The organism is Pseudomonas sp. ok272, assembly GCF_900109995.1.
Lineage (GTDB): Bacteria > Pseudomonadota > Gammaproteobacteria > Pseudomonadales > Pseudomonadaceae > Aquipseudomonas.
In genome coordinates, this window is record NZ_FOCB01000011.1 from 197,691 (window position 1) to 210,300 (window position 12,610).

At 62.3% G+C, this 12,610-nt stretch carries 10 protein-coding genes and 1 pseudogene; 6 read left to right on the forward strand and 5 right to left on the reverse strand.

The features are described 5' to 3' along the window. Positions 1–40: 40 nt before the first annotated feature. Positions 41–1,687, reverse strand: a complete 1,647-nt coding sequence (gene mqo / locus BMW74_RS17190) for a malate dehydrogenase (quinone) (RefSeq protein ID WP_093423967.1) — start codon at positions 1,685–1,687, stop codon at positions 41–43. Positions 1,688–2,198: 511 nt separating this feature from the next. On the opposite strand from mqo, the gene BMW74_RS17195 reads away from it, so the two are divergent. Continuing rightward, the gene (locus BMW74_RS17195) at positions 2,199–3,047 is read left to right on the forward strand and encodes a CAP domain-containing protein (protein WP_093423970.1); all 849 of its coding nucleotides are present in this window, start codon (positions 2,199–2,201) and stop codon (positions 3,045–3,047) included. Between the two features lie 234 nt (positions 3,048–3,281). On the opposite strand, the gene fabV is transcribed toward BMW74_RS17195, so the two are convergent. From fabV to BMW74_RS17210, 3 genes are all read right to left on the reverse strand, one after another. Continuing rightward, positions 3,282–4,478, reverse strand: a complete 1,197-nt coding sequence (gene fabV / locus BMW74_RS17200) for an enoyl-ACP reductase FabV (RefSeq protein WP_093423975.1) — start codon at positions 4,476–4,478, stop codon at positions 3,282–3,284. 96 nt (positions 4,479–4,574) lie between these two features. After that, positions 4,575–5,930 (reverse strand): MATE family efflux transporter, encoded by a 1,356-nt coding sequence (locus tag BMW74_RS17205; RefSeq protein ID WP_093423978.1) that lies wholly within the window; start codon positions 5,928–5,930, stop codon positions 4,575–4,577. A gap of 101 nt (positions 5,931–6,031) precedes the next feature. Beyond that, positions 6,032–7,477, reverse strand: a complete 1,446-nt coding sequence (locus tag BMW74_RS17210) for a SulP family inorganic anion transporter (protein WP_093423981.1) — start codon at positions 7,475–7,477, stop codon at positions 6,032–6,034. Positions 7,478–7,868: 391 nt separating this feature from the next. Between BMW74_RS17210 and BMW74_RS17215 the strand changes: the two genes are divergently transcribed. The 5 genes from BMW74_RS17215 to BMW74_RS17235 all read left to right on the forward strand — a co-directional run bounded on the left by BMW74_RS17215 (position 7,869) and on the right by BMW74_RS17235 (position 11,617). Further along, entirely contained in the window at positions 7,869–8,525 is a 657-nt protein-coding gene (locus BMW74_RS17215; RefSeq protein ID WP_175479247.1) for a TetR/AcrR family transcriptional regulator, read from the forward strand. 92 nt (positions 8,526–8,617) lie between these two features. After that, entirely contained in the window at positions 8,618–9,316 is a 699-nt protein-coding gene (locus tag BMW74_RS17220; RefSeq protein WP_093423988.1) for a hypothetical protein, read from the forward strand. Positions 9,317–9,329: 13 nt separating this feature from the next. After that, positions 9,330–9,959 carry a hypothetical protein gene (locus BMW74_RS17225; RefSeq protein ID WP_093423991.1) on the forward strand — a complete coding sequence of 210 codons (630 nt, stop codon included), beginning with the start codon at positions 9,330–9,332 and terminating at the stop codon, positions 9,957–9,959. 129 nt (positions 9,960–10,088) lie between these two features. Beyond that, on the forward strand, positions 10,089–10,763 hold the full coding sequence (locus BMW74_RS17230; protein ID WP_093423994.1) for a DUF3313 domain-containing protein: 675 nt from the start codon (positions 10,089–10,091) through the stop codon (positions 10,761–10,763). A 92-nt stretch (positions 10,764–10,855) separates the two neighbouring features. Then, complete coding sequence (locus BMW74_RS17235; RefSeq protein WP_093423997.1) at positions 10,856–11,617, forward strand: bestrophin-like domain; 762 nt, start codon at positions 10,856–10,858, stop codon at positions 11,615–11,617. A 44-nt stretch (positions 11,618–11,661) separates the two neighbouring features. On the opposite strand, the pseudogene BMW74_RS17240 reads toward BMW74_RS17235, so the two are convergent. Next, positions 11,662–12,610, reverse strand: a pseudogene (locus BMW74_RS17240) (DUF6396 domain-containing protein); the annotation flags it as partial.

Consider the following 12,610-nt stretch of genomic DNA (forward strand, 5'->3'; position numbering starts at 1 on the left):
ATTGCTGGGCTCTTTCGTTTCTGCAGGCGGCTGGCGCGTGTTACAGGGCCATGTCAGCAGAAGGATTGCTTGGCTGTGGCTGGGCCGGAGCGGCTACAGGCGCTGCCGGGGCCGAAGCCGGGTTGATCACCGGTGGTGTGTCCAGCTCCAGGACCTTGCTGGTGTACGCCCACTCCTGGGCAATACGGACCGGGTCACCGTTGAGCTTGGTACCGTAGCTCGGCACGATCTGGTGCAGCTTCTCCTGCCAGGCCGGGGTTGCGACCTTGTCCTTGAAGACCTTCTCCAGCACGGTCAGCATGATCGGTGCCGCCGTCGATGCGCCAGGCGATGCGCCCAACAGGCCGGCAATGCTGCCATCCTGGGAAGCAACGATCTCGGTGCCCAGTTTCAGCACGCCACCAGCGGCTTCATCACGCTTGATGATCTGCACACGCTGGCCGGCCTGCCACAGACGCCAGTCTTCAGCCTTGGCGTTGGGGAAGTACTCTTTCAAGGCATCGAGACGGTCTGCATCGGACAGCATCAATTGGCCTGCCAGGTACTCGACCAATGGGTATTCCTTGATGCCGACCTTGGTCATTGGCCACACGTTATGCGTGGTCGTGGTGGTCAGCAGGTCCAGGTACGAACCTTCTTTCAGGAACTTGGTGGAGAACGTCGCGAATGGGCCAAACAGGATCACGCGCTTGCCATCGAGCATGCGGGTGTCCAGGTGCGGAACCGACATCGGCGGCGCACCGACCGATGCCTTACCGTAGGCCTTGGCCAGGTGCTGCTCGGTGATGCTTGGGTTCTCGCTCACCAGGAACGAACCACCCACCGGGAACCCGGCGTATTCCTTGGCTTCCGGGATACCGGACTTCTGCAGCAGGTGCAGGGCACCGCCACCTGCGCCGATGAACACGAACTTGGCGTCGGTCTCGGTCTGGCTGCCGTCCTTGAGGTTCTTGTAGCTCACGCGCCAGGAACCGTCTTCGTTGCGCACGATGTCTTGGACTTCGCTGGACAGCTTGAGGCTGAAGTTCGGCTTGGTTTGCAGGTACGCCGCGAACTGGCGGGTGATTTCACCGAAGTTCACGTCCGTGCCCAGCGGCGACCAGGTGGCGGCGATCTTCTGGTTCGGATCGCGGCCTTCCATCATCAGTGGAACCCACTTCTTGATCTGGACCGGGTCTTCGGAATACTGCATGCCCGCGAACAGCGGGCTCGCCTGCAGGGCTTCGTAGCGCTTCTTGAGGAACTTGATGTTGTCATCGCCCCACACGAAGCTCATGTGCGGTGTGGAGTTGATGAACGAATGCGGGTCCTTCAGGACGCCGTTCTTGACCTGCCAGGACCAGAACTGGCGGGAGATCTGGAAGGCTTCATTGATTTCAATGGCCTTGGGGATCTCGACGTTGCCGTTCTTGTCTTGCGGGGTGTAGTTCAGCTCGGCGAGGGCCGAATGCCCCGTACCGGCGTTGTTCCAGCCGTTGGAGCTTTCGAGGGCGACGCCATCGAGGCGCTCGACCATCTCCATCGACAGGCCAGGTTCCAGCTCATTGAGCCAGACGCCCAATGTCGAACTCATGATGCCCCCGCCAATCAGCAGGACATCCACTTTCTTTGTCTCAGCTGCATGCACAGGCATAAAGACCATTGACATGGCCAGGCCGAGAAGCCCCTTATTCATTTTTTTTAACATCTGGTAATACCTAGGATAGAACGCCATTCACCCGCCCCTCATGCTCATGAGGCGCCCTGGCTCACTGCATGCAAAGCCGCATGCCGTCGAGCCCCGCACTCAAAAACCGCAGTGGGTGAACATATAAGGCCGACAAACACTGTCGGCCTCACGTTTAGGCCCCTCCCGTGCTGACTTTTTATTAGTCATTGGCTTCAGCGACTTCGGTGACACTAATTCTGTGTGTACTGTCTCGAACGTACTCAGCAAACAGAGTAGACCTGCCTGCCTGAATTCGCCCGCCAACGGCCTCGCGACCCTCCCATGGGTGTACACCGCGAGCCTTGCTGGCGCGGCATTCTACCCCAGGACCGCGATGGGACGAAGACGCATCTGTTTCTCATCCCTCACCATGTCTATCCACACAAAACCTGGTCATGCACCCCGCGCCACGACACTGCGCGGAAAACCCATTGCCCTTGCCGGGAAAAAATCACGCATCATGTGCCCAGACTGTTCAAGGGAGAGTTTCATGCGCGTACTGTCATCCGCTGTTGCTGTGGTGTCTCTGGGGTTGGGCCTGGCGACCAGCGCCGTGGCCAGCGAAGAAAGCCAACTGGTCGACTCGATCAACACCTACCGCGGCCAGACCCAAAAGTGCGCGGGCCAAGCCTCCATCGAGCTGCCACCGCTTGCGAGCGATCCGCGCCTGGTGCTGCCTGCCAACAGCAACGTCGGCGATTTGCAGCAGGCCATGGCCCGGGCGGCGTATCCGATGGTCAACGTCCAGGCCATCACCCTGCGTGGCCCGGCCACTGCCCAGGCGGCCATGAAGGCGGTACAGGAGAGCTTTTGCCAGGTGGTCCTGGACCCGCAATTCGTCGACATTGGCGTGAGCCGAACCGGACCTGAATGGCGCATCGTGCTGGCCCGTCCGCTGTTGTCGGGGCGCCTGGGGGATTGGCAGGCCGAAGGACAGAACGTCCTGCAGATGATCAACAGCGCCCGCCAGCAACCACGCCAATGCGGGACCCAGGCGTTTGCCGCGACGTCACCGCTGGCCTGGAACGCAACGCTCGCCACCGCGGCCGAGGGCCACGCCCGGTCGATGGCCAACCATAACTTCTTCGATCACAAGGACCGCGACGGCCGCACACCGGGCGACCGCGCGGAATTGGCCGGCTACAGCGGCCAACAGGTCGGCGAAAACATTGCCGCCGGCGCGGACAACGCCCGCAAGGTCGTGGACGGCTGGCTGACCAGCCCGGGGCATTGCGCCAACCTGATGAACCCGCAACTGCGCGAATTGGGCGCCGCCTATGCGGTGGACCCAAAGAGCGACGCGGGGATTTACTGGACAGCAATGTTCGGGGCGCCGTGAAGGCGGCGTAACCTTCAACATCACTGGTGACTGTGCCGACGTGTTCGCGGGCAAGCCTCGCTCCTACAGGTAATTGGGCCAGACGCAGGATTTGAATGCAGCTCAAACCAGTGTGGGAGCGGGCTTGCCCGCGAAGACGGCGTAACCTTCAACATCACTGTTGACTGTGCCGTTGTCTTCGCGAGCAAGCCCGCTCCCACAGGTGTTTCGTATCCGGGTTGGCTAGCGCCAGAATCAGCCCTGAACCAGGTTCGAAATCTTCACGTCCGGGTCAACGTCCGCCTCGTAGTCCACCCCTTCCACGCCAAAGCCAAACAGACGCAGGAACTCCGCCTTGTAGCCGGCGAAGTCGGTCAGTTCGTTGAGGTTCTCGGTGGTCACCTGGTCCCACAGCTGGCCAACCAGTGCCTGGACTTCAGGCGCCAGTTCCTTGTAGTCGGCGCGCAGGCGGCCGTCTTCGTCGAGGATCGGGGTTGGCGAGTACAGGCTGTCCTTGTACAGGCTGTAGACCTGCTCGATGCAGCCTTCGTGAGTGCCCTGCTCCTTCATCACCTTGAACAGCAGCGACAGGTACAGCGGCATGATCGGGATCGCCGAGCTGGCCTGGGTCACGACTGCCTTGAGTACCGACACCCGGGCGTCGCCGCCCTTGGCCGCCAGGCGCTCGCGGATCTTCAGGACCTTCTGGTCCAGGTCCTTCTTGGCCGCGCCAATCGAACCGTTCCAGTAGATATCGTGGGTCAACTTCTCGCCCAGGTAAGTGAACGCGGTGGTCTTGGCACCGTCCGCCAGCACGCCGGCTTCGTCCAGGGCATCGATCCACAGCTGCCAGTCTTCGCCACCCATGACCTTGACGGTGCCGTCGATTTCTTCCTGGGTCGCTTCGACCAGGGTGGTCTCGTTGACCGTTTCCTTGTCGGTGTTCACCCCGCGCTGGGTGACCGACTTGCCAATCGGCTTGAGCGTCGAGTTGTAGACCTCACCGGTCTTCGGGTCGGTACGGCGTGGGGCTGCCAGGCTGTAGACCACCAGGTCGATCTTGCCCAGGTCGCGTTTGATCACGTCGATGGTTTGCTGCTTGATCGCGTCGGAGAATGCGTCGCCGTTGATGCTCGCGGCATACAGGCCTTCGGCCTCGGCGAACTGGTGGAACGCGGCGGTGTTGTACCAGCCGGCGGTGCCAGGCTTGCCGCCCTCACTGCCACGCTCGAAGAACACACCCAGGGTCTTGGCGCCACAGCCGAACGCTGCGGTGATCCGCGCGGCCAGGCCGTAGCCGGTGGATGCGCCGAGGACCAGGACATTCTTCGGCCCGTCGGTGATCGGACCGCTGGCCTTCACGTAGTCGATCTGGCTCTTGACGTTGGCTTCGCAGCCCGTGGGATGGGTGGTCACGCAGACAAAGCCGCGAACGCGGGGTTTGATGATCATCAAGGATCTCCCTCTTCAGGATGTAGAGCGCCAACACTGGCTGTTAAGAGTCATAGACGCCGAGAACGCCCCGGCGTCACGCAAAATGATTGAGCGTTACACCAAACGCTCGATTTTCTGGTGCTGCCACACCCGTTTGTAGTACGCCGTCTGCAGCGCCAGCATGCTCAGGTAGGCCACCGGGAACGCCATCCACACCCCTTGCAACCCGAAGTGTGCGTTCAACGCATAAGCCACCGGCAGCTCGATACCCACGATACAGAACACTGAAATGGCCACGGGCATCAGCACCGTGCCACTGGCGCGCATGATACCGCCGATCACTGACTGGAAACCGAACACCAGCATGCTCCAGAGCATGATGTGCAGCAGGTGCTCAGCCGTGGCCCGGGTCACCGGGTCGGTGATGAACAGCCCCAGCAGCCAGTGCGACAGCAGGTAACCGAGCAGCACCAGGCCACCGGTCAACCACACGTTGATCATCAGCCCGGTGCGCAGGATCGGCCCCAGGCGCTCCAGGCGCCCGGCACCAATGGCCTGGGCGCCGAGGATCGAGGCGGTGACGGCAATCGACAGCGCCGGGAATTGCACGTAGTTGACGATCTGCGTCACCGCGCCGTAGGCCGCGGTGGCTTGCGAGCCGTGCTGGTTGACCAGCGCCAGGATCACCAACTCCGAGAGGGAAATCACCACCATCTGCAAGCCCGTGGGCAAGCCGATGCGCAGCACCTTGCCGAGGATCGCCGTGTCCAGGCGCAGCGCTGCCAACAGCTCGCGGTCCGGCGCCAGTGCGTGGGCCTTGCGGTTCAGGCGCCACGCCAGCATCGCCATCGCCGTCAGGTTACCCGCCAACCCCGCCAGTGCGGCGCTCTGGATCCCCATCTGCGGCAGGCCGAACCAACCACGAATCAACGCCGGCGTGAGCAGCAGCCCAACCACGGTCGACACCACCAGCGCCAGCAGCGGCGAGACCGTGTCGCTCACCCCGCGCAGCAATTGCGTGAACAGTACAAACACCAGCAGCGGCGGCATGATCCACATCATCACCCGCGCATAGGCCACCGCCTCTTCCAGCACATCCGGCGGCGTCCCCAGGCCCTGCAACGCCTGGCGAGCAAACACGTTGCCGAGCACTGCGGCCACCAGCCCGATCATCAGCCCCAGCAGCAAGGTGGTCCCGGCAATGGCCTTGACCCTGTGCGTTTCGTGCGCGCCCCACGCCTGGCCGATCAACACCCCGGCGCCCGCCCCCAGGCCAATGACCAGGGCAATGAAGAAAAATACGATGGGAAACATCCCGGACACCGCCGCCAGCGCCTGGGTGCCGAGCATCTGGCCGATGTAGATGCTGTTGACCGTGCCCGACATCGACTGCAGGAAGTTGGCCAGCACCATGGGCGCGAGGAACAGCAGGTAGATCTGCCAGAGCGGGCGTTGGGCGGTGGATTGCATGCAGACTCCGTCTCGGATGAGGGTGTGGCTGGGCACGAGTCTACGGGATCGGATGGGCAACACAGAACCCGATTGTGATCAGTTGCCCCATTCTTGGGACCTCAGTCGTGCTGCACCCGCGCCCGCTTGAGCAACTGCTTGCAGCGCTCGGACACATGCAGCACCCGCAGGTGCTTGCCGGCCTTGGTGTAGCGCTCGCGCAAGGTATCCAGTGCCGCGATGGCCGAGTAATCGACGAAGCTCAGGTGACGGCAATCCAGGGTCACCTGGGCCGGGTCGTTGGCCGGGTCGAATTGGTTGAGAAACGGAGTGGTCGAGGCAAAGAACAGCGTGCCGTGGACCCGATAGAGTTTGCTGCCATCGGCTTGCAGATTGCTGTCGGCATACAGTTGGCGCGCCTGCTGCCAGGCAAAATTGAGCGCGGCAATGATGATCCCGCACAGCACGGCCATGGCCAGGTCGGTGAACACCGTGATGATCGTCACCGCGACAATCACCAAAGCGTCGTTCAACGGCACCTTGCCGAACACCCGCAACGAAGCCCAGGCAAAGGTCTGCTGGGACACCACGAACATCACCCCCACCAGCGCCGCCAGCGGAATGCGCTCGATCAGTGGCGAAAGGAACAACACGAACAACAGGATCATCACCCCGGCGACCACACCGCTGAGCCGTCCGCGCCCGCCGGAACTGAGGTTGATCACGGTCTGGCCGATCATCGCGCAGCCGCCCATGCCGCCGAACGCCCCCGAAACCATGTTGGCCGCCCCCAGCGCCACGCACTCGCGGTCCGGGTAGCCACGGCTCTCGGTGATCTCGTCGGTGAGGTTGAGGGTCAGCAGGGTTTCCAGCAGGCCAACCATGGCCATCAACACCGCATAGGGCGCGATGATGTACAAGGTGTCCAGGTTCCACGGGATGTCCGGCCAGGCAAAGTTCGGCAAGCCGCCGGCGATCTGCGCCATGTCCCCCAGGGTGCGCGTGGGCAGGCCCAGCAGGTACACCGCCAGGCCCACGCCAAGAATCGCCACCAGGGCCGGCGGCACCACACGCGTCAGGCGCGGCAACAGATAGACCACAGCCATGGTCAACACCACCAACCCAGCCATCAGGTACAGCGGCGTGCCGTTCAACCACGCCCCGCCGCTCTTGAAGTGCTCCAACTGCGCCAGCGCAATGACGATCGCCAGGCCGTTGACGAACCCCAGCATCACCGGGTGCGGCACCATGCGCATCAACTTGCCCAGGCGCAGCAAGCCGAACACGATCATGATCAAGCCGCCGAGCAACACCGTGGCCAGCAGATACTGCACGCCGTGTTGCACCACCAGCGCGACGATCACCACCGCCATCGAACCCGCCGCCCCCGAGACCATGCCCGGCCGCCCGCCGAACAACGCGGTCAGGGTGCAAATGATGAACGCACCGTACAAGCCCATCAGCGGGTTGAGGTGGGCCACCAGGGCGAAGGCGATGCATTCGGGCAACAGGGCGAACGAGGTGGTGAGTCCGGCCAGGACATCGGCGCGCAGACGAGCAGGTTTCATGGCGTACCTAACAAACGGGCCAGGGAAACCGGCCGCGGGCAATGGCGGGGAAAGTGGTTGCGGATGTTACGCAATTGCGGGTGGGCGAGCCAGAGACAAACACCGGCCCCTGTGGGCGAGCCTGACGCTCGGTGGGAGCGAGCCTGCTCGCGAAGACGGTCTAGCCGTTAACGCAACTGCCGACTGACCCAACGCTTTCGCGAGCAGGCTCGCTCCCACCGGGTGTGGCATCAGGATTGACCTGTGCCGTCATTCCCCATCATCCCTATTGTCAGAAAAGACCACCCATCGCTATATAGTTTTGTATGTTGCGATAACCAACACCAAAGACAACGCCATGACACACGCCTCAATCCTGCGCCAGGACGCCACGGTCAGCGCCAGCCGCCTCATGTCCTTCGAGGGGACGACGCGCATTCGCCAACGCAACCAGCGCGCCATCCTGCTGGCCGCCGGCGAGGAGTTCGCCGCCAAGGGCTTCGAAGCGACCCAGACCCGCGACATCGCGGCGAGGGCCAGTGTGGCCAAGGCCAATCTGTATTACTACTTCCAGAGCAAAGAGCACCTCTACGCCCAGGTCCTCATGAGCTTTGTCGAACCCCTGCTGCACGCCTCGGCCACGCTGCGCGAAAGCGACGACCCACGGGTGGCCCTGCAGGCCTACATCCAGGCCAGGATCCACATCGTGCGTGACAACCCGCACACCTCCATCGTGTTCAGCAGCGAGTTTTTGCTGGGCGCCAAGCAACTGCCCGAAGCCTGCCGCCACCTGCTGCAAGCCGAGGCCCGACGCAATGTCGAGTGCCTGCGCAGTTGGATCGAGCGTGGCCTGCTGGCGCCCACCGATCCCGAGCACCTGATGCTGTTCATCTGGTCCGCCACCCGCACCTACACCAACCTGGGCTGGCAGATGGCATTGATCACTGGCACCACCTGCCCCGGCGACAGCGACTATGCCACTGCCGCCGCGGCGATTAGCCGGATGGTGCTGGGCGGCGTGACCCCCAAGGCTGGGGACGGCAAGCGCGTCACGGCATTCACCACCTGAGATGAAAGGTTGCGGCGTATTGCCACCACCCACGCTGCGCAGGCATCATCCACCGCCCGACCGATCACCCCCAGCAGCAGGGAACGTCCGCGATGCTGCACGCCATCAGCCAGAAAAAAAGCCAGCTGCATAAGCGCTATCTCGGCTATCGAGAACCGGACGAAGTCCGCGTCGGCGAAGAAGACGAACTCACCTCGCTGCTGATCGGTCCGCTGGCCTTCCTGCCTGCGCAGGCCATCGCCACTTTTTGGGAACGGCTGATCAAGCACGCCCATCCGTCCATCGACTGGCCCACGGGCACGGTCACGCAGGCGCAGATGCACTTCTGGCCACGTCGCCCAATTGCCCCGCAGCGCTACATCGAGCCCGACCTGCTGGTACAGATCCACTGGCCTACCGGCGAGCGTCGAACACTGCTTGTCGAGTTCAAATGGCGTGCACCATTGAGCAGCGAGCGCCAGTTGCATGATCAATGGCAAAAATTCCTGACCCTCGAAGAACAGGCCCACGCGCTGCACCTGTTCATCGCCCCCGAGGTCAGTCATGGGCTCGCTGCCCTGGACCAGGACGACATCTGGCAGGGCCGGTTGCTGCTGCGCTCCTGGCTCGATGTCCTGGCATGCCTGCAACGCTTGCCGCAGACGGAAGACGAGCCTCTGGGCCATTGGGCCGCACAGGTGACCAAGGTCCTGGCCATGCTCAACATCCACCCGTTCCAGGGCTTCGTGAACCTCGATGCACCCACGTTAGAGGTCACGACCCAGCCCATCTTTTGGCAGCCCCAAGACTGATAGAGCGCACACCATGTCCGAAGCAGGCAAGTCGATTACCCAAAGCACCGAGTTCCTGGCCAGGGTCTATGCCGAGTGCAACCACCTGTCCAAGCTCCTCAAGCAGGAACTGAGCGCGCTGTTGCTACAAACCGCGCACCAGGCCGGTGGCCCTTGGATCGGCAGCTTCCAAGAAGACCCGTCTGGTTGCTTGTACTACTCGCTGGCCCATTCGCTGCCGTTGGTGGACCGAGCCAGCGAACAACCGGACCGCCACCTGTTCTTTCAAATCAGCCTCGCCGACGACGGCATGGCCGCAACCCACAACACCGAACCCCTGTTGCACATCGGGCGCTGGGATCACGCGATCAATTTCGCCCAGGACTACTACATGGGCTTCCCGTTGTTTGAAGACGGCGAACTCGCCCCCGCCCTTGTCCGGGACGTGCTGATGCACTGGCCAGGCGGCGAGTGGCTCTACAGCGTGCAGTTATCGTCCATCAACACCCCAGACGACATCCGCAGCCACATCATCGAGCCGGTCAAGGCGCTGCTGCTCGGTACACCCGAGCACAACGCGCCGCCTGCGGCACTGCGCGGCTTGGCGCGCTACACCCGCGACGAAGCAAACACCGGCCAGTTCCACACCTTTTTCTGCTCGTAACAGCACCGACATAGCGCCCGACAATCGGTGTGCTAGGCTCATTACCGCTGACGCGATGAGATGCGCTATTTGGTGCCTCACAGCCGGGTCAACCCCCCTAAAAAGACCTGACACATGGAGTTACCCCCGATGAGCCTGTCGCGAAAATTGATCTTCGGTGCCGCCTTGACCAGCCTGCTCCTGGGCGGCTGCACCTCGAAAGTAACCGAACGGTCGCAGTACTCCGGCTTCCTGCCCAACTACAACAACATGCAACAAGTCACCACCACCAGCGGTGAAACCGCCATGCGTTGGGTCAGCCCAGCCTGGAACGCCAATGCCTACGACACCGTGGTCTTCAACACACTGGAACTCTACCCAGCCCCCAAGCCGGATGAACGGGTCAATCGCCAGACCCTGGATGAGTTGCAGCGCTACATGACCACACAGGCCAAAAGCACCCTGAGCAACAAGTACCGCGTGGTCTCGACCCGGCAAGCCGCGCCCGCCGGCGCCAAGGTGCTGCTCATGCGCGCTGCCATCACGGGTGTCAGCGCCTCCAACGAAGGCATGAAGTGGTATGAAGTGATCCCGGTCGCCGCTGTGATCGGCGGTGTCAGCGCCGCCTCCGGCCATCGCGACCAGGACACCGAACTGTTCATCGAAGCCGAACTGATCGACGCACAAACTAACCAGACCGTCGTCCGCGTGGTGCGCAAACTGTTCGGCAAGATCCTGGACAACGCCAGCCAGCCCATCACCGCCAATGACTTCAAGGAAGCGATCAACAAACTCAACACGGACCTAAGCACCTTCGTCCGCTAGCCCGGTGCCGAACCGGCGTCACCTGGGGTGACGCCGGTTTCGCCTCCCCACCTGAGCGCCACCCCCGTGACCGCCACGTTTGGAGGTTCACCGTGAGTCAGCTACTGCTCGCCTTGATCATCTTCCTGTGCCTGTTTGGCAGCGCACTGCTCGGCGCCTTTGTCCGCGCGCACCTGCCGGACCATCACCTGAGCGACGACTCCATCAGCGTGATCAAGCTCGCCACCGGCCTGATCGCCACCATGGCCGCGCTGATCCTTGGCTTGCTGGTCTCAACCGCCAAAGGCACCTTTGATACCGCCAACGCCGAACTGGTCAGCACCGCCGCCAAGGTCGTGCAGTTCGACCGCGTACTGGCACGCTATGGCCCCGAAACCGACCTAATCCGTCAACAAGTCAAGCAACGCTACGGCGCAGTGCTGCTGCTGTTGGCGTCCCGCGAACCGGCCCTGCTCTCCCGGCTCGACAACCCGCAAGCCATCCAGCAATCCGAAGCCCTGCTGCGCGAGGTCGAGGCCCTGACGCCGACGAACGACAGTCAGCGCGCCCTCAAGGCTCAAGCCCTGCAATTGATGGACGAAGTGTTCGCCACCCGCTGGCTCGTTCTGCTGCAGGCCCACGCCTCGATTCCCCCAACCATGCTGGTGATACTGGTGGCCTGGCTGTCGATCATCTTCGGCTCATTCGGCCTGTTCGCCCCACGCAACGCCACCATCGTGATTGTGCTGATGCTCTGCGCCCTCTCCACCTCGGCCTCGATCCTGCTGGTGGAGGAACTCAACCGACCGCTGGATGGCTTGATCAGCCTGTCGTTGTCACCGATGCGTGATTCGTTGGGGCGGTTGGGGCTCTAAGCTTGCAGCAGGGTTAGCGCCACGCTCAACAGCCAGTTGCCCCCCTACTTAAGCTTCACCGAGGTAGTGCCATCGACGACGAGCTTGTCGACTTTGGGGCAAGCCTGGCCGCTGAAGCCGTTCGGGGCGTCTATACCTGAAGTGGTCCTGATGAACCCTGCAGCCCCCGGCATCGGCCGGCCGGTTTTCGGGTCCAGGGTCCAGGGTCTTGGCCTTGGCCTTGGCCAGTTGCTGGATCAGCGCTTCAGTCGGTTTTTGTGGTGGGACATTGGCCAGGCGTTCTTCCAACCATTGCAGCTTACCGTCCCAGGCCGGCAGCGGGGCCGGGGGCAGTGGGAGGATGTCGTTGATCTCGGGGACTTTGGGGTTGGCGTAGGAGTAGTTCGCGAGGATTCGCCAGATTTTTTCGTAGCGTTCGGCGCGCTCCAGGTCTTCCGGTTGAGCGAGGTAATACGACTGGTTGTCAGGCTGAGGGCCACGAAAGCTATGCTCTAAGCCGTAAGCCGAAGTGCTATTCCCTGCTGCCACCCCTAGCTGGAACACTTCAAGAGCCTCTTGAAAACGGCCCTTTATCGACAAGTTGATGCCCAATGCGTTGGCGGCCTTGCCATGTCCCTGCTCAGCAGCACAACGACGCATCTGCCGCGCAATATCCGGGGCAATAGATATCGGTGCCAACTTGTCGCTCACAAGGTACTGGGCTTGCGCACTCCCTTCATCTGCCGCCTTACGGTAATACCGCAGCGCCATCTCCGAGTCCTGCTCCAACCCGGCACCTCCTTGGTTCAAAAAGATCCCGACGAGGTAGTAACCCGTCGCCACGCCGGCATCGATCAATTGCTGACTCAGACGCAAATGTTCTTCGCCACGCAGGTTGAAGTCACCACGCATCGCGCCGTTCTGTAGGTTGATATTGGCCTTGTAATGGTCGTTCTCAGCAGCGATGCGATACAGCCGTTCGATCTCCTTATCGACGCTCTTGTCCTGCTTGAG

Coding starts and splice junctions, on each gene's coding strand:
- BMW74_RS17220 (WP_093423988.1), top strand. CDS start 8,618: ATGCTGCACGCCATCAGCCAGAAAAAAAGCCAGCTGCATAAGCGCTAT.
- mqo (WP_093423967.1), bottom strand. CDS start 1,687: ATGTTAAAAAAAATGAATAAGGGGCTTCTCGGCCTGGCCATGTCAATG.
- BMW74_RS17210 (WP_093423981.1), bottom strand. CDS start 7,477: ATGAAACCTGCTCGTCTGCGCGCCGATGTCCTGGCCGGACTCACCACC.
- BMW74_RS17230 (WP_093423994.1), top strand. CDS start 10,089: ATGAGCCTGTCGCGAAAATTGATCTTCGGTGCCGCCTTGACCAGCCTG.
- BMW74_RS17215 (WP_175479247.1), top strand. CDS start 7,869: ATGTCCTTCGAGGGGACGACGCGCATTCGCCAACGCAACCAGCGCGCC.
- BMW74_RS17195 (WP_093423970.1), top strand. CDS start 2,199: ATGCGCGTACTGTCATCCGCTGTTGCTGTGGTGTCTCTGGGGTTGGGC.
- BMW74_RS17225 (WP_093423991.1), top strand. CDS start 9,330: ATGTCCGAAGCAGGCAAGTCGATTACCCAAAGCACCGAGTTCCTGGCC.
- BMW74_RS17205 (WP_093423978.1), bottom strand. CDS start 5,930: ATGCAATCCACCGCCCAACGCCCGCTCTGGCAGATCTACCTGCTGTTC.
- fabV (WP_093423975.1), bottom strand. CDS start 4,478: ATGATCATCAAACCCCGCGTTCGCGGCTTTGTCTGCGTGACCACCCAT.